Annotated in this window: 9 protein-coding genes and 3 pseudogenes; 7 read left to right on the plus strand and 5 right to left on the minus strand. The window is 75.3% G+C overall.

Annotated elements, in window-relative coordinates:
• The first annotated feature begins 246 nt into the window (after positions 1–246).
• Entirely contained in the window at positions 247–2694 is a 2448-nt protein-coding gene (locus GA0070558_RS13595) for a putative bifunctional diguanylate cyclase/phosphodiesterase (RefSeq protein WP_091279365.1), read from the plus strand.
• 130 nt (positions 2695–2824) lie between these two features.
• Here the strand turns inward: GA0070558_RS13595 and GA0070558_RS13600 are convergent, their stop codons facing one another.
• Complete coding sequence (locus GA0070558_RS13600; protein ID WP_091279312.1) at positions 2825–3343, minus strand: hypothetical protein; 519 nt, start codon at positions 3341–3343, stop codon at positions 2825–2827.
• Between the two features lie 259 nt (positions 3344–3602).
• On the opposite strand from GA0070558_RS13600, the gene cutA reads away from it, so the two are divergent.
• Positions 3603–3923 carry a divalent-cation tolerance protein CutA gene (gene cutA, locus GA0070558_RS13605; protein ID WP_091279369.1) on the plus strand — a complete coding sequence of 107 codons (321 nt, stop codon included), beginning with the start codon at positions 3603–3605 and terminating at the stop codon, positions 3921–3923.
• Between the two features lie 4 nt (positions 3924–3927).
• Here the strand turns inward: cutA and GA0070558_RS34310 are convergent.
• Both GA0070558_RS34310 and GA0070558_RS13615 read right to left on the minus strand, forming a co-directional pair.
• A pseudogene (locus GA0070558_RS34310) lies at positions 3928–4227 on the minus strand (helix-turn-helix domain-containing protein); the annotation flags it as partial.
• A 123-nt stretch (positions 4228–4350) separates the two neighbouring features.
• Positions 4351–5382, minus strand: a complete 1032-nt coding sequence (locus GA0070558_RS13615) for a phosphatidylinositol-specific phospholipase C domain-containing protein (protein ID WP_256091919.1) — start codon at positions 5380–5382, stop codon at positions 4351–4353.
• A gap of 125 nt (positions 5383–5507) precedes the next feature.
• On the opposite strand from GA0070558_RS13615, the pseudogene GA0070558_RS35190 reads away from it, so the two are divergent.
• The 4 genes and pseudogenes from GA0070558_RS35190 to purE form a co-directional block, all read left to right on the plus strand.
• Positions 5508–6753: pseudogene (locus tag GA0070558_RS35190) on the plus strand (thioredoxin domain-containing protein); the annotation flags it as partial.
• A 77-nt stretch (positions 6754–6830) separates the two neighbouring features.
• A pseudogene (locus GA0070558_RS35195) lies at positions 6831–7586 on the plus strand (hypothetical protein); the annotation flags it as partial.
• Positions 7587–7682: 96 nt separating this feature from the next.
• Positions 7683–8846 (plus strand): 5-(carboxyamino)imidazole ribonucleotide synthase, encoded by a 1164-nt coding sequence (locus tag GA0070558_RS13625; protein ID WP_077936219.1) that lies wholly within the window; start codon positions 7683–7685, stop codon positions 8844–8846.
• Positions 8843–9334, plus strand: coding sequence for a 5-(carboxyamino)imidazole ribonucleotide mutase (gene purE / locus GA0070558_RS13630; protein WP_077936220.1), 492 nt, complete (start codon positions 8843–8845; stop codon positions 9332–9334). The genes GA0070558_RS13625 and purE overlap by 4 nt, the downstream gene beginning before the upstream one ends.
• A 7-nt stretch (positions 9335–9341) precedes the next feature.
• Here purE and GA0070558_RS13635 read toward each other — a convergent pair whose 3' ends face one another.
• Positions 9342–14345 (minus strand): SCO7613 C-terminal domain-containing membrane protein, encoded by a 5004-nt coding sequence (locus GA0070558_RS13635; protein WP_091279322.1) that lies wholly within the window; start codon positions 14343–14345, stop codon positions 9342–9344.
• Between the two features lie 239 nt (positions 14346–14584).
• The gene (locus GA0070558_RS13640; protein ID WP_043961973.1) at positions 14585–16012 is read right to left on the minus strand and encodes a UDP-glucose dehydrogenase family protein; all 1428 of its coding nucleotides are present in this window, start codon (positions 16010–16012) and stop codon (positions 14585–14587) included.
• Positions 16013–16281: 269 nt separating this feature from the next.
• Between GA0070558_RS13640 and GA0070558_RS13645 the strand changes: the two genes are divergently transcribed.
• Positions 16282–17363, plus strand: a 1082-nt coding sequence (locus GA0070558_RS13645; RefSeq protein WP_091279324.1) for an acyl-CoA dehydrogenase family protein, incomplete at its 3' end; no start/stop codon positions are given.

The raw sequence follows: 17363 nt of genomic DNA on the forward strand, positions 1-17363 counted from the left end.
CCGCGGCGCGGTGCGGCGACCGGCGGACGGGGGAGGTCGGTGACCTCCGCCAGGGCCGACGATCCGCTCGGCCTGCCGGAGCCGGCCAGCGCCGATCCCGGCCCGTCGGGGCGGGCCGGCACCGAATCCGACCCGCAGGCGCGGGCCGGCACCGAATCCGGTCCGCCGGGGCGGGGCACCGCCGGAGACCCCGACCGGTCGGCGGAACGGAGCACCCCGCACCGGGTCCTCGCCCTGACCGTCGCCGTGGCGCTCACCGCCCTCGTGGCCGCCGCGATCGGCCTCACCCTCCCCACCCACCTGCCGCCCGACGACCCGCTCCCGGCACCCGCCCGGTTCGGCATCGGCGTCGCCGTCGTCGTGGTCGCCCAGCTCGCCCGGCTGCGCTTCCGCACCGCCTCCGGAATGGTGAGCACCACCTGGGGCGAGGCGGCCCTCGTCGTCGGGCTCCACCTGGTCCCCGCCGGCTGGCTCCCGGCCACCACCCTCGTCGGCGCCGGGCTGGCCTGGGCGCTGCTCTCCCTGGCCGCCGACCGTCAGCCGCCGCTGGAGACCGTCCGCATCGCCGCCTCGCTGAGCGCCGCCACCGCCCTCGCCGTCGCGGTCACCAGCGCCCTCGGCGCGCCCCTGCTGGCCACCCCCACCCCGGAGCTGGCGCTGGCGCTGGCGGCCGGCGCGGTGACGTACCTGCTCGCCACGGCCTGGCTCGGCGGGGTCGCCGTCGCCCTGCGGCACGGCGTGCCGATGGGCCCGCCGCTGCTCGCCGCGCTGCGCGCCAAGCTGCTCATGTTCGTCGGGAACGTGGCCGTCGGCCTGGCCGCCGTGGCGCTGCTGGAGCTCGACGCCCGCTGGCTGCTCGCGTTCCCGCCCGTGCTGTGGCTGCTCCAGCAGACCTACCGGCACCGGCTGCGGGCCGACCAGGAGCGGCGCACCTGGCGGGCCTTCGCCGAGGCCACCGCAGCGCTCAACCAGCTCGACGAGCGGGGCGTCGCCACCGCGGCCGTCACCGGCGCGCTGACCCTCTTCGGCGCCGAGCTGGTCGACGTGGACGTGGCGCGGGGCGACGGCCGGTGGCGACGCTACCGGGGCGACAGCGGGGGCCGGGTGACCGACCGGGAGATCGACCCGCCCACCGGCTCCGCCGCCGGCCCGCACGAGCTGGTCCGCCCGCTGACCGTCGGCAGCAGCCGGGTCGGCGAGCTGCGCGTCCGGTTCCCCGGCTCGGCGCCCCCCGACGCCCGCGAGCAGGACGCCGCCGCCGCATACTCCGACGCCCTCGCCGCCGCCCTGCACGACGCCGCCACCCACCGCGAGCTGCGCCTCGTCACCGCCCGTTCGTCGTACGAGGCGGTGCACGACCCGCTGACCGGCCTGCTCAACCGGGCCGCCATGCTCGGCAAGGGCGACCAGGCGCTGCGGCAGCGCGCGCACGACCACCCCGTGGCCCTGCTGCTGCTCGACATCGACCAGTTCAAAGAGGTCAACGACACCCTCGGGCACGCCGCCGGTGACCAGCTGCTGCGGCTGACCGCCAACCGGCTCGGCGCGCTGACCCGCTCCGGGGACCTGCTCGGCCGCCTCGGCGGCGACGAGTTCGCCCTGCTGCTGACGTCGGTTCCGGTGGTCGGTGCCCGGACCGCACCCATGGCGTACGCGCTGCGCCAGGCCCGGGAGATCGCCGAGCGGCTCGCCGCCCCGACCGAGGTGGCCGGGGTGCGGATGTCCGTCGAGGTGTCCGTGGGGGTGGTGGTGGCCGATGCCGGCACCGCCGACCTGACGGAGCTGCTGCGCCGGGCCGACATCGCGATGTACCAGGCGAAGGAGGGCGGCGGCAGCGTCGCCGCGTACGACAGCTCGAAGGACGCCGCGAGCACCGACCAGCTCGCGCTGCTCGCGGAGCTGCGGGAGGCCCTCGCCGCCGACGACCAGCTGGTGCTGGCGCTCCAGCCGGCGGTGGACCTCGCCACCGGCGCGCCGACCGGGGTGGAGGCGCTGATCCGCTGGCGGCACCCGCGTCGGGGCTGGCTCGGCCCCGGCGACTTCATCCGCCCGGTGGAGAACAGCGAGCAGCTCGGCACGTTCACCCGGTACGTGCTGGACAAGGCGCTCACCGTGGCCGCCGAGTGGGCCCGCGCCGGCCTCGACGTGCCGATCTCGGTGAACCTGTCGGCCCGCAGCCTGCTCGACCCCCGGCTGCCCGCCGAGATCGGCGAGGCGCTGCGCCGCCACCAGGTGCCGCCGCAGCGGCTGGTGCTGGAGATCACCGAGACGGTGGTGATGAGCGAGCTGGAGGTCATCGACGAGGTGCTGGCCACCCTGCGGTCGATGGGCGTGCAGCTCGCCGTGGACGACTTCGGCACCGGCTTCTCGTCGCTGGCGTTCGTGACCCGCATCGCCGTGGACGAGCTGAAGGTCGACCGGTCGTTCGTGATCCGGATGGCGGACTCGCCGGAGGCGGCGGCCATCGTCCGGGCGACCGTCGGCCTCGCCCACGAGCTGGGCCTGCGGGTGGTCGCCGAGGGCGTGGAGACCGCCGAGCAGCGGCTCGCCCTGGCTGAGCTGGGCTGCACGGCCGCCCAGGGCTACCACTTCTTCAAGCCGATGCCGGCCGACAAGATCAGCGCGGTGCTCGGGTCGCTGGTGGACACGTCTCAGGCGAACGTCGTGCCGCTGCGCGCAGACGGCGCCTCCTGACCCGTACGTGAAGTGGTCCCCGTGCTCGGCGAGCACGGGGGCCGGCTTGTTCACACCGTGGAGCGACCGCTGCCGGGGCAGGTGCCTCGGCTGCCCTGGGCCTGGTGGGGCGGGCAGGACTTGCCGACGGCTACGCCGACGCGGGCTCCGCAGACGGAGCACTGACTCTGAGGTGCCATGACTGGACTCCTTCGGGGATCAGATAGTCCGGATGAGGGTCCTGTTCCGGCTCGGCACCCGCTCCGCTGGCGGACGTGCCACGAAGGTAGAGCACCGATTTGTCGTGGGTGGTGATCCGGAGCGCGGCGGCGACCGGCACTTCGACGCCGGGCTGACGGCACAGCTCCCAGCCGGCGAACTGCTCTGGCCGTGCGGCGTCGAGAAGCCGGTGGGCGAACACGAGAACACGTGCCGCGCGCAGCCTCGGCGGCGGCATCTCGTCGGGCGGCTGCACCGCTGCGGCGTCCCGCGGCGGCACGGCAGCCCAGAGCATCCCGGTCGATCCGGACCGGTGGACGACCTTCACGCCCGGCGGGGACTGGCCGCCCGGCTGGTCGTCCCGGCCGTACCGCTCGACGGCGGTGATGTCCGGGTGCTCGGCGGCCCGAAAGAGGGCTTCCATGATGTCCAGGGCCTGGGATACCTGCACGGTTGCGCTCTCCTGGGGATCGGGAATCGGGGCAGCTCACGGGCCGGGTAAGTCTACCGACGGGCGGCGGAGCCCGGCTCCGGCGCGTGGCCGGCCCACCGGACGGCGCGTCGTCGATCATGTGACCTGCGCTCCTTCAGTCGGCCGTGCGGCGCCTTCCTGTTCAGCCTCGGATCGGTGCCCGGACACGTCCAGGAGGTTTGCGTCCGCAGCTTGTCCGTCCCGTCAGCAGACGAATGGGCCCGATATGGTGAGCTTGATGACTGACTATCTCCAGGTGGCCACGGCGACGGACAGCCGCGATAGTGGCGTACTTCTCGCCGAGGGCGCGGTGGCTGGCCGGTTTGCCGCCGGTGCTCAGGTCGTGGGGCCGGTGACGAGCGTGTTCTGGCACCACGGCGAGCGGGGCGTCGGCGAGGAGTGGCAGATCTTGTTCTTCACCACTGCCGCTCGCTACCCAGAGTTGGAGCGGTATCTGCTCGACGCGCATCCGTGGAGCAATCCTCAGGTGATCGCTGTGCCGATCGTGCGTGGTTCTACCGATTATCTGGCGTGGGTGGCCCGGTCGGTGGACGTTTAGCGGCGGTCGCATCGACCTCGGCCGCGTACAGGTGGTAGGTGTCGGCACCGCCGAGATGATTGTCCAGGCGGCGCAGGCGTGCGGTGCGTTCGAGGAGTCGAGCGGGGGTGGCCGTGCCGATGCGTCGACCGTGGGTGAGCAACGAGTGGGGCAGCGCTGCGGCCAGGCCGGCGGCGACGAGTTCGCGGCGGCGTAAGCCTGGGCGGGAGCCGGCCAGCGCGACGAGTTCTCCCATGGCGCGCAGGGCATCGTCGAGCCGGCGAGCCACCTGCAGGCTGGGTGCCTTCGCACCGGTTTCCAGCTCGTCATGACCGCTCCAGGTACGGGGCTGGGTGGTGCCCGTCGCCTCTGTCGACAGGCACCACGTCGCACGTTACGCGCAGAGCGATCGAATGGCTGCCCTCGGTAGTGTTGTGGCGCGGATCGGTCAGCCGCGGGGGAGGACGTCGTCGACCACGCTGGGCAGGGCCGCCCAGTCGGCCGAGGCGATGCTCGCGTGGGCCCGCGCCAGTTGCGCCACCCGGGCCGCCGCCGCGTCGGGGTCGGTGTCGCCCACCGCCGGGGGTACGTTCTGCGCACTGGTCATCACCAGCAGGTAGTGGTTGGTGTCGTACCAGGCGGTGTCGATGCCGCCGGTGACGTACGCCGACGCGTCGCCGTCGAAGACGACGAACCAGGGGCGCAGGGCGGTGTCGGCGTACCGGGTGCGGGGGTCGCCGGCCTGGGCGCGGTGCACGGCCGGGAACGCCTGCGCCGAGCCGAGGGTGCCGGCGGCGGCGAGCGCGGCGAGGTGCTGGGCGTACTCGATGTCGGTCCACAGCTTGTCGGTGGGGTTGCTCTCCTCGACGGTGCCGGGGATGAGGTGCACGACGACCCGGCCGGCGAGCTGCTGTCGGGTGGGCCAGTTGTCGGCGCGGGCGGCGGCGTCGAGGCTGGCGTGCCCGCCCAGGAGGTCGGCGGGGCGGAACACGGCCGACCCGAGCCGGGCGGCGAGCAGCGCGTCGAGCTGCGCCGGCCCCTGCCCGGTGCGGGCGCTGAAGCCGGTCTTCAGCTCCAGTTTGAGGTGCAGCGGGCCGGCGTCGGGGTGGGCGGCGAGCCAGAGCCGGATGTCGTCGAGGCAGTGTTCGAGGTTCTTGTTGCGGGTGCCGGTGTAGAGCTGGGCGGCGCTGGTGGCGGCGACGCAGTTGTTGTTGTTGCCGAGCGGGTTGGAGTGGCTGACCCGCCACTGGTTGGCGACGATGTCGGGCCACACGTCCAGCTCGATCATCCCGGGCCGGGCGTCGAGGGCCTGCGCCAGGTAGTCGTACGTCCCCTTGTCGTACGCGTTGTGCGTGCCGACGGCGGTGGTCGCCGAGACCCGGGCGCCGGGGTCGACGGCGGCCTCGGCGGGGCTGGCGGCGACGAGCGCCGCGAGCACCGCGATCGACGTGAGCGCGGGCAGGGAACGGGATCGGCGCATGCGTGCCTCCTCGGCGGGCCGGCGACCGTCGCCGGGCATGCACCGATATAAATACATGAACGTGAATGGGGGAAGACCTGCGGGCGGCCGGCGCGGTACCGCCGCCCGGTGGATATGGTCGACGGGTGAACCGACTCGCGAGCGCCACCAGCCCGTACCTCCTCCAGCACGCCGACAACCCGGTGGACTGGTGGCCGTGGTGCGACGAGGCGTTCGCCGAGGCGAAGCGGCGCGACGTGCCGGTGCTCGTCTCCGTCGGCTATGCCGCTTGCCACTGGTGCCACGTGATGGCGCACGAGTCGTTCGAGGACGAGGCCGTCGGCAAGCTGCTCAACGACGGCTTCGTGGCGATCAAGGTGGACCGCGAGGAGCGCCCCGACGTCGACGCCGTCTACATGACCGCCACCCAGGCGATGACCGGGCAGGGCGGCTGGCCGATGACGGTCTTCGCCACCCCGGACGGCACCCCGTTCTTCTGCGGCACCTACTTCCCGAAGCCCAACTTCGTCCGGCTGCTGGAGTCCGTCGGCACCGCCTGGCGGGAGCAGCGCGAGGCCGTGCTGCAACAGGGCTCCGCCGTGGTCGAGGCGATCGGCGGGGCGCAGGCCGTCGGCGGCCCGACCGCCCCGCTCACCGCCGACCTGCTCGACGCCGCCGCCGCCCAGCTCACCCGGGAGTACGACCGGGAAAACGGCGGCTTCGGCGGGGCGCCGAAGTTCCCGCCGCACCTGAACCTGCTCTTCCTGCTGCGTCACCACCAGCGCACCGGCTCCGCCGAGAGCCTGGAGATCGCCCGGCACACCGCCGAGGCGATGGCCCGGGGCGGCATCCACGACCAGTTGGCCGGCGGCTTCGCCCGCTACTCGGTGGACGGGCACTGGACGGTGCCGCACTTCGAGAAGATGCTCTACGACAACGCGCTGCTGCTGCGCGTCTACACCCACCTGTGGCGGCTCACGGGCGACCCGCTCGCCCGGCGCGTCGCCCGCGACACCGCCCGGTTCCTCGCCGACGAGCTGCACCGGCCCGGCGAGGGCTTCGCGTCCGCGCTGGACGCCGACACCGAGGGCGTCGAGGGGCTCACGTACGCCTGGACCCCGGCCCAGCTCGTCGAGGTCCTCGGCGAGGATGACGGCCGCTGGGCCGCCGACCTCTTCGCGGTCACCGAATCCGGCACCTTCGAACACGGCACGAGCGTGTTGCGGCTGGCCCGGGACGTCGACGACGCCGACCCGGCGGTCCGGGGCCGCTGGCGCGACGTCGTCGGGCGGCTCCTCGCGGCCCGCGACACCCGCCCCCAGCCGGCCCGCGACGACAAGGTGGTGGCCGCCTGGAACGGGCTGGCGATCACCGCGCTCGCCGAGTTCGTCCGCCTCGTCGAGACCCTCGGCACCGGCACCGGCACCGGCACCGGCACCGGCACCGGCACCGGCGCGGGCGGCGACGAGGCCGACGCCAACCTGCTGGAGGGCGTCACGATCGTCGCCGACGGCGCGCTGCGGGACGCCGCCGAACACCTGGCCACCGTGCACCTCGTCGACGGCCGGCTGCGCCGGGTCTCCCGCGACGGCGTGGTCGGCGAGCCGGCCGGGGTGCTGGAGGACTACGGCTGCGTGGCCGAGGCGTTCTGCGCCATGCACCAGCTCACCGGCGAGGGTCGCTGGCTGGAGCTGGCCGGCAACCTGCTGGACACCGCCCTCGCCCGGTTCGCCGCCCCCGGTGGCGGGTTCTACGACACCGCCGACGACGCCGAGCAGCTCGTGGCCCGGCCGGCCGACCCGACCGACAACGCCACCCCGTCCGGCCGGTCCGCGCTCGCCGCCGCCCTGGTCACGTACGCGGCCCTGAGCGGGGAGGCCCGCTACCGGGAGGCCGCCGAGGCGGCCCTCGCCACCGTCGCGCCGATCGTCGCCCGGCACGCCCGGTTCACCGGGTACGCGGCGGCGGCCGGCGAGGCGCTGCTGTCCGGCCCGTTCGAGATCGCCGTGGTGACCGACGACCCGGCCGGCGACCCGCTCGTCGCCGCCGCGTACCGGCACGCCCCGCCGGGTGCGGTGCTGGTCGCGGGCCGGCCCGACCAGCCGGGCGTGCCGCTGCTCGCCGACCGGCCGATGCGCGACGGGCGGCCCACCGCGTACGTCTGCCGGGGGTTCGTCTGCCAACGCCCGGTCACGACCGTCGACGACCTCCTCGCCCAGCTGTAAGGAAGGGCCCCTTGTTAACGCCTTCGGTATAGCGGGGTCCCCCGCTATACCCCTCGCCCCGATGGCGGCGGAGCCGCCGCTAGGCTGGCCCGCGAGATGGATACCCGAACCGGTCTGCCAGTTGTCGGCATGGTGGGGGGCGGCCAGCTGGCCCGGATGACCCACCAGGCCGCGATCGCCCTCGGTCAGTCGCTGCGCGTGCTCGCGCAGGCCCCGGACGACGGGGCGGCCCTCGTCGCCGCCGACGTCCAGTACGGCGACCACACCGACCTCGCCGCCCTGCGCACCTTCGCCAAGGGCTGCGACGTGGTCACCTTCGACCACGAGCACGTGCCGACGGAGCACATCCGTGCCCTCGCCGCCGAGGGGGTGAAGCTCTTCCCTCCGGCCGACGCCCTGCTGCACGCCCAGGACAAGCAGGTCATGCGGGAGCGGCTCGGCGAGCTGGGCGCGCCCAACCCGGCGTGGCGGCCCGTCGCCGAGCCGGCCGACCTGGTCGCCTTCGGCGACGCGCAGGGCTGGCCGGTGGTGCTGAAGGCGGCCCGGGGCGGCTACGACGGTCGGGGCGTCTGGCTGGTCGACGACGCCGTGCAGGCCGCCGAGCTGGCGGCCACCCTGCTCGCCGGCGGCACCCGGCTGATCGTCGAGGAGCGGGTGGCGCTGCGCCGGGAGTTGGCCGTGCAGGTGGCCCGCTCGCCGTTCGGGCAGGTCGCCGCGTACCCGGTGGTGGAGACCGTGCAGGTGGGCGGCATCTGCGTCGAGGTGCTCGCCCCCGCGCCGGGCCTGCCCGAGGAACTGGCCGTCGCCGCCCAGCAGCTCGCCATCGACCTGGCCACCGCGCTCGGCGTGGTCGGCCTGCTCGCCGTGGAGCTGTTCGAGACCCCGGCCGGGCTGGTGGTCAACGAGCTGGCCATGCGTCCGCACAACTCGGGCCACTGGACGATCGAGGGGGCCCGCACGTCGCAGTTCGAGCAGCACCTGCGGGCCGTGCTCGACTACCCGATGGGCGACACCTCGCTCGCCGCCCCCGTCGTGGTGATGGCGAACGTGCTCGGCGGGCAGCCGGGCGGCATCTCCATCGACGAGCGGCTGCACCACCTCTTCGCCGCCGAGCCGGGCGCGAAGGTCCACCTGTACGGCAAGCAGGTGCGACCCGGCCGCAAGATCGGGCACGTCACGGTGCTCGGCGACGACCTGGCGGACGTGCGGGCGCGGGCCGCCCGGGCCGCCCACTGGCTGACGGAAGGGACGCCGGCATGACCACCGTCGGTTTGATCATGGGTAGCGACTCCGACTGGCCGACCATGAAGGCCGCCGGGGAGGCCCTCGCCGAGTTCGGGGTCGGCTACGAGGTGGGCGTCGTCTCCGCCCACCGCACCCCCGGCAAGATGATCGAGTACGGTCGCACCGCCGCCGACCGAGGCCTCAAGGTGATCATCGCCGGGGCGGGCGGGGCCGCCCACCTGCCCGGCATGGTCGCCTCGGTCACCCCGCTGCCGGTGATCGGCGTGCCGGTGCCGCTCAAGCACCTCGACGGGATGGACTCGCTGCTGTCCATCGTGCAGATGCCGGCCGGCGTGCCAGTGGCCACCGTGTCGATCGGCAACGCCCGCAACGCCGGGCTGCTCGCCGTCCGCATCCTCGCCGCCGCCGACGAGGGGCTGCGGGCGCGCATGGTGGCCTACCAGGCGAGCCTGGAGCAGCTGGTCGCCGACAAGGAAGCCGCCCTCCACGCCACCCTGACCTGATCGATCGTCATCTCATGCCGCGCAGGGCCGTCTGGAGGCGGTCCTGGGCGCGGCGGCGGCGCTCGTTGCTCGCGCCGAGCACCAGCAGCACCAGCCCCACCGGGATCAGCACCAGCCAGGGGCCGAGGCTGAACAGCGCGTGCACCGCCGCGATGGCGGTGACCGTCGCGCCGACGATCACCGGGGCCTGCTGCTGGCTGGTGGTGCCGAAGATCAGCACCGCCACCGCGCCGAGCAGCAGCAGCACCTGCCGCAGCATGCTGGAGTCGGTGGCCAGCACGATCGCCAGGGTCGGCACGAACGCGGCCACCAGCGCGGGCCCGTACGCCACCCAGCTCGACAGGTCCGGCCGTTGCCGCAGCTCCAGCACCCCCACCAGCAGGGCAAGCGCCGCGAACGGCAGGGTGTAGGCCTCCGGCAGCGCCACGTCGGCGACCCGCATCAGGATCCACCAGGCGACGATCTCGCAGAAGACCACCGCCCAGAACAGGATCCGCCGCTCCACCGGCTGCCGCCCTGGCCGGGCCGCCGCCACCCCGAGCACGGCACCCCAGGCGGCCAGCAGCGCGGCGATGTGCCGGGGCGAGTCGAAGGCCAGCGCCAGGGCGATCAGCGCGGCGGCGAACCCGCTCCACTCCACCGTGGCCGCCTCGCGCCGGGCCTCCGGCCGGCGCAGCCGGGGCAGGGTCGCGGCGAACACCTGCAGGGCCGCCCCGACGGCCAGCACCCCGAACGCGGACCAGACCGCGGCCAGGCCCGCCACCAGGCCGACGACCAGCACGAACAGCTGCGCCGTCAGCGAGGCGAACAGCCAGCCGAGGATGCGGGCCCGCTGCGTGGTGCCGTACAGGGCGGCGACGACGCCCACGCCGACCGCCCCGCCCAGCGTGAACAGGGTCAACTCCCGGGTGGCCAGGCTGCCCAGCAGCCCGGCCCCGCCCCCGGCGAGGCCGATCACGAAGACCAGCACCCGGGCGGTACGCAGCGACCGCGCCCGCTCCGCGATCGGCGGGGGCGGGCTGAGCGCCAGCCCCAGCATCGAGATCGTGAACACCGACAGGGCGGCCAGCACGCTCACCGGCCAGCCGTGGCCCAGGGCGGTCGGCGTGATCAGCAGGGTCACCGCCGCCCCGGGCAGCACCACCGGCACCGCCCGGGACCGTCGCCCGCCGCTGAGCCCGACGGCGGCCAGCGCCGCGGTCAGCGTGAGCAGCAGCGCGGTCAGCACGTGCGTCGGGTCGACCGCGTCGGCGGGCGGGGCGAGCAGTTCCGGCGGCGGCCCCTGCCACACCCGCTTCAGCGCCCGGTACGGCTCGACCAGCGCCACCTCCAGGGCGGGCGCGAGCGAGAACACGGCCAGCGCGACGGGCAGCGCCGCGGCGGCCAGCGCCCCCGCCGCCGGGCTGACGCGCCAGCGCACCGCCGTGCCGTCGTCGTCGGGGGCCCGGCGCAGCGCGCCGTCGAGCAGCACCGTCCAGCGCCGGACCCGTTGCGCCGAGCCGGCCGGCGGCACGGTCGACGCGCGGACCAGCTCGGCGAGCACCCCGAGCAGCGCGGCGGCCGCCGCGTACACGCCGGAGGGCAGCCCGGCCACGATGGCGGCGGCGGCACTGACGGTCGCGCCGCCGACGATGGCCGCGCTGGCGTACGGAAGATATTGCGGGACCTGCCGGCGGACCGCGGCGATCGCGGCCAGGCCCAGGCTCGACGCGGCCAACGCGGCCGTCAGCACCACCTCGGGTGACCGGCCGAAGTCGGCGGCCAGGGCGGCCATCGCGCCGGGGAGCGCGAGCAGCGCGGCCCCGGCCGCGATCCCCCCGATCTGCACCAGGTGCGGCGGCATCCCGTCCGCTTCCACGTCGTCCACCAGCGGGGCGGCGAACACCCGGGACAGGGCCGCCACGACCACGCCGACGAGCACGATCCCGCCCAGCGCCAGCGCGGTCGTCCACGGCCGGACCAGCCCGGCGCCGGCCGCGTGCAGGGCGACCGCCCCGGCGACGGTCGCCCGGGACAGCCCGGCGCGCGGGTCGAGCGCCGCGGCGGCGGCCGTCCCGAAGGCGGTGGCGACCGCCAGGCCGACCACCACCGGGGACCACCAGGGCAGGTCGAAGGCGGCCGGGAGGCTGATGGTGGCGAGGACGGCGGCGGCACCCGAGACGTCGTGCCTCCACGGATGCGGGAGCAGCACTGCGGCGGCGATGCCGAGCAGGGCCAGGGCGACCGGCGCCTGCCAGGTGGACCCGCCGGTCGGCGCGGCCGGCCAGCCGGACAGGTCGCCCGCCCAGATCGGGCCGGGGGTGGCCAGCACGCCCCAGCCGCCGCGCAGCGCGCTCCAGCCCGCGAGCAGCCCGATCAGGGCGCCGCCGACGGCCAGGCCGAGGATCGGCCCGCGCCGCCACTCCTCCGGCATCGCCCGTGCCACCGCCGCGACCGCCGCCACCAGCGCGGCGGCCACCACGAGCTGCCCGCCAGGGGTGAGCACCGCCGCGACCCGGACCAGCGTCGCGACCAGCGCCGCGGTGACCGCCGCCGTGGCCAGGTCGGAGCCGTCGAGCGTCACGTCCGCCCGCCTCCCCGCGTCGATCGACGGGGCGAGGAAGACCAGCAGGCCGGCCACGAACAGCAGCGCGCCCACCCAGGCGTCGGCGGCGGTGGCCCCCGGCGCGGTGAACGCGGCGGCCGTCACCACCAGCGCCCCGAGCCCGGTGCCCAACGCCAGCGGCATGGGGATGCGCCGCTCGGAGACCTGCACGAGGGCCGCGTAGCCGAGGGTGACGCAGACCGCGAGGAAGCTCGCCGCCAGCACCGGCACGGTGACCACGCGCAGGCTCGCCGGGGTCGGCGTCGGGTCGGTCGGCACGGTCGCGGCGACGAACGCCGCCACCGCCCCCGGCAGCGCGAACGCCGCCCCGCCCGCGGCCCAGTTGGCGACGGTGTCCGCGGCGGCTGCGGCGGTCATCCGGACCCGGGGCACCACCGCGACCAGCGCGCCGCCCACGAAGAGGGCGAGCAGCACGGCGGCGGTCAGCGCCGGCCGGGCCAGCCCGGCGCCCGCGCCGAGCAGGCCGACGACGGTGGCGGCGACCGCGTGCACGGTGGCGGACCGGGTCGTCGTGGCGGTGAGCCCGACCGCGCCGATGCCGACGGCGGCGACCACCATCGGCCACGGCGCGGCCGCCCAGCCCAGGCCGAACGACGCGGGGACGGCCAGCGCGGTCAGCGCCGCCCCGGCCACCGCGAACTCGCGGCGGATCTGCGGCGGCAGCGCCAGCACGGCGGCGACGGTGAGCAGGAAGGCGCTGGCGGCGAGCTGCCAGGCCGCCGGGCCGACGGAGGCGGCCAGCTCGGCGGGGTAGCGGTCGAGGTCGGCCGCCCAGGCCGGGCTTGCCGCGAGGGCCGGGGCCAGCCCGGCGCGCAGCGCGCCGACGGCCACCACCAGGCCGCTGACCGTGAGCGCCGCCGCCGAGGCGAGCTGCGGGCCGCGCCGGGCGACCTCCGGCAGGACCCGCACCGCCAGGCCGGTGACCGTGATGACGGCGGCGACGAGCAGTAGGGCCCGCCCGGGGAAGGCCACCGCCGCGACCCGGCCCAGCGCGCCGACCACCGCGAGGGTGAGCACACCGGCGGCCACGTCCGGCAGCGGCGGCCGGCGCAGCACCAGCGCGCCGCCCAACCCCACCAGGGCGGCCAGCAGCAGCACCGCGCCCGCCCCGGCCGCCGTCGGCACCGAGGCGGCGCGCAGCAGCGCGGTCACCGCGTACGCCAGGGCCAGCACCACCGCGACGCCGTGCAGCAGCCAGGTCAGCTCGCGCAGGGCCGGCACCGGGCGGGTGGGCGGCTCGCCGGCCGGCACCCCGCCGGAGGCGTCGAGCACCTCGCCGGCCTCCTCCGGGTCGCCCTCCGGCCGCCGTTCCCCGCCGGGCCGGCCGCCCCGGGTGGGCCGGTCCTGCACGGCGTCCTCGGCGGACGGGTCGGCTCCGGCGGGCCGGTCGTCCTCGCTGGGCCGCCGGGGCGGCGGGGCGGGCGGGGCGATCCGGCCGCCCGGCGGGTCCGCACGCACCGGCCGCTCCACCGTCACCGGGGACCGGGCCAACCAGAGGTCGACGACGGCGACGACGGTCAGCACCAGGGCCCAGCCGGCCGGCCCGGACACCCGGTCGTACGCCAGCAGCGGCAGCACCGGCTGCGCGGCCAGCACCGTGGCGAAGCGGGGCGCGCGCAGCCCAGTGAAGAGGGCGTAGCCGAACCCGACGGCGGCGGTGACCAGGAAGATCACCCCGGCGAAGACCGCACCGGACGCCCCCCCGCCGCCGATGAGGTCCACCGCCCACAGCGCGTACCCGGCGAGGGGCACCAGCAGCAGGCCGACGGCGGAGATCGTCTCGGCGGTCGAGGTGAGCCCGCGCCGGGCCAGCACCGGCGGGGCGAGCAGCAGCAGCACCGTGGCGACGAGCAGGACCCCGAGCCGGGACAGGGCGTCCATCGAGCTGGTGGCCACCACGGCGAAGACCACCGCGGCCACGGCGAGCAGCAGCGCGCCCAGCCCGAGGGGGATGTTCTGCACCTCCCGGGACGACGCCTCCGGCGGATTCTCGGGGTCGTCGACGTCCAGCCAGCGGGCGGTCGCCGGCGGCGGGGGCGGCGGCGGATCCTGCGGCGGGGGCGGGGCGGCGCCCTGGCGGGGCACCCGGGGCGGCGCCCCCGTCGTCACGGTCGGCGGGCGGCGGCCGGGGCGGCGGCGCAGCACCCGCCGGGGGCGGGCGGCCTGCTTGAGGCGTTCCTCGGTGGCGTGGCTCAGGATGTCCCGCTGGAAGAGGGCGGCCTGCATCTTCGCGGCGATCTGCCGCTGCTCGGCGGCGATGGCGGCTTCGCGGGCCTTCATCTCCGCGATCGAGCGCTCGACCTCCGCGAGGTGACCGGCCCACTGGGGCTGGTGCGCGCCGCAGTGCGGGCACTGCGCGGCCGGCTTGATCTCCCGACTGCACGAGGAGCACTGAAAGGTCTGCACGACACCCCTCCACCCGGCCGGCCCGCACTGTGGACTACCACTGTCGCAGCATGCCCTGAGCCGGCGCGGATTTCGACACCTGTCGGCGGTTCGGCGGTGACGAATGGGTGACCGGGGACGCCACCGGGCCGACCGGAGCGGCCGACGGGGTGACCGGGGCGGCCGAGCGGTGGCCCCGACGTGCGGCGGCCGGCCCCGGACGAGGTCCGTGGCCGGCCGTCACCGGTGTCGGTCGGGGGTCAGGGGCGGCCCATGCCCCGGTACTCCCAGCCGGCCTGGCTCCACAGTGTCGCGTCGAGGCAGTTGCGGCCGTCGACCACGCGGCGGCCGGCGACCAGCTCGCCGAGGGCCACCGGGTCGGCGTTGCGGAAGTCGGCCCACTCGGTGAGCACGCAGACCAGGTCCGCCCCGGTCACCGCGTCGGCCATCGTGGACTCGTACGTCAGCTCGGGGGCCACCCGGCGGGCGTTCTCCGCGCCCTGCGGGTCGAACACGTGCACGTCCGCCCCGGCCTTGCCGAGCAGCCCGGCGACGGCGAGCGCCGGTGCGTCGCGTACGTCGTCGGTGTTGGGTTTGAACGTGGCGCCGAGCACGGCGATCCGGGTGCCGGACAGGTCCGGGCCGGCGGGCCCGGCGCGGCGGCCCAGCAGCTCGGCGGCCAGCGCGATCACCCGGGTCCGGCGGCGCAGGTTGATCAGGTCGACCTCGTGCAGGAAGCGCAGCGCCTCGCCGGCCCCCAGCTCCTGGGCGCGGGCCTGGAACGCGCGGATGTCCTTGGGCAGGCAGGCGCCGCCGAACCCGAGGCCGGCCTGGAGGAAGCGGTTGCCGATGCGGGGGTCGTACCCGATGGCCTTGGCGAGCTGGGTGACGTCGCCGCCGGCGACCTCGCAGACCTCGGCCATCGCGTTGATGAACGAGATCTTGGTGGCCAGGAAGGCGTTCGCGGCGACCTTGACCAGCTCGGCGGTGGCGAAGTCGGTGACCACCAGCGGGACCTCCCGGTCCTCGGTGGCGGCCAGGTCGAAGACCCCCTTGTGGGCGGCGTAGAGCATGCCGTTGGCCCAGTCGCTCTTGACGCCGACCACGATCCGGTTGGGGCGCAGCACGTCGTCGACGGCGAAGCCCTCCTGGAGGAACTCGGGGCTCCAGGCCACCTCGACGCCGAGGTCGGCCGGGGTGTGCTTGCCGACGAGCTGCTCCACCCACTCGGCGGTGCCCACCGGCACGGTGGACTTGCCGACGATCAGCGCCTTGCGCGTCAGGTGCTGGGCGAGGCCGGTGACGGACGCCTCGACGTACGACAGGTCGGCGCCCATCCCGTCGGCCCGCTGCGGGGTGCCCACGCAGATGAAGTGCACGTCGCCGAAGTCGGCCGTCTCGGCGATGTCGGTGCTGAACCGCAGCCGGCCGGCGGCCAGGTTGCGCCGCAGCAGCTCGTCGAGGCCGGGCTCGTGGATCGGCACCTCGCCCGCGTTCAGCTTGGCGATCTTGTCGGCGTCGACGTCGAAGCCGAGCACCTCGTAGCCCAGCTCGGCGTAACAGATGGCGTACGTCGCACCGAGGTACCCGGTGCCGAGGAAGGTGACCCGGGGTCGGGCCGCGCCCGACGGCGGCGTGACCGCGGCGATGGCCGGCATCGGTTGGGTGTTCGGGTACGGGATCGTCACGCCTGTCTTCTCCGCTCGCGCTGGCGGCGCTTGCTCGCGTCGCATTCGGCTGCGGCGCCTGGCCGGCACCGAAGGGGAATTGTGTCGTTTTCTGCTCGCCGTGCCGCGTCGACCTCCGCGCGCCGCGTCGCTTCGACGCCTCGGTCAGGCCCGAGCCTACGCGCCGGTAAGGATCAACTGAGCGCTGGTCGCTATCCTTCAGTCTGCGCGGTCGGCGGTTCCGAGACGCTACAGACTGGGCATGATAGCCGTGAAGGGGAGGGGCCGACATGGCCGCAGAGCAGTCGTTCGACGTCTACCGGTTGCCCGAGGAGCACGAGGCGGTCCGCGAGGCGGTGCGTGAGGTCTGTGCGGCGAAGGTGGCGCCGCACGCCGCCGAGGCGGACGAGACGGGCGAGTTCCCGAAGGCGTCCTACGACGCGCTGCGCTCCGCCGACTTCCACGCCCCGCACATCCCCGTCGAGTACGGCGGCGCGGGCGCGGACGCCCTGGCCACGGCCATCGTGATCGAGGAGGTCGCCCGGGCCTGCGCCTCGTCCTCGCTGATCCCGGCGGTCAACAAGCTGGGCACCATGCCGCTGATCCTGGCCGGCTCCGACGAGCTCAAGCGCGCCTACCTGACCCCGGTGGCCGCCGGGGAGGCGATGTTCTCCTACTGCCTCTCCGAGCCGGAGGCCGGCAGCGACGCCGCGTCGATGACCACCAGGGCGGTCCGCGACGGCGACCACTGGGTGCTCAACGGCGTGAAGCGGTGGATCACCAACGCCGGAGTGTCGGATTTCTACACCGTCTTCGCCGTGACGGATCCCACAGCCCGATCGAAGGGCATTTCGGCGTTCGTGGTCGAGAAGTCCGACCAGGGCGTCAGCTTCGGCGCCCCCGAGAAGAAGCTCGGCATCAAGGGCTCGCCGACCCGCGAGGTCTACCTCGACAACGTCCGCATCCCCGCCGACCGCATGATCGGCGCGGAGGGCACCGGCTTCGCCACCGCCATGAAGACCCTGGACCACACCCGGGTCACCATCGCCGCGCAGGCCGTCGGCATCGCGCAGGGCGCGCTCGACTACGCCAAGGGGTACGTGCAGGAGCGCAAGCAGTTCGGCAAGGCGGTCGCCGAGTTCCAGGGCGTCCAGTTCATGCTCGCCGACATGGGCATGAAGCTGGAGGCGGCCCGCCAGTTGACGTACGCCGCCGCCGGCAGGTCCGAGCGGGGCGACGCCGACCTGACCTACTTCGGCGCGGCGGCCAAGTGCTTCGCCTCCGACGCCGCCATGGAGATCACCACCGACGCCGTGCAACTGCTCGGTGGGTACGGCTACACCCGCGACTACCCGGTCGAGCGGATGATGCG

The organism is Micromonospora haikouensis (assembly GCF_900091595.1).
In the GTDB taxonomy this organism is placed as follows: Bacteria; Actinomycetota; Actinomycetes; order Mycobacteriales; family Micromonosporaceae; genus Micromonospora; species Micromonospora haikouensis.

Coding starts and splice junctions, on each gene's coding strand:
- cutA (WP_091279369.1), top strand. CDS start 3,603: ATGACTGACTATCTCCAGGTGGCCACGGCGACGGACAGCCGCGATAGT.
- GA0070558_RS13615 (WP_256091919.1), bottom strand. CDS start 5,382: ATGCGCCGATCCCGTTCCCTGCCCGCGCTCACGTCGATCGCGGTGCTC.
- GA0070558_RS13625 (WP_077936219.1), top strand. CDS start 7,683: ATGGATACCCGAACCGGTCTGCCAGTTGTCGGCATGGTGGGGGGCGGC.
- purE (WP_077936220.1), top strand. CDS start 8,843: ATGACCACCGTCGGTTTGATCATGGGTAGCGACTCCGACTGGCCGACC.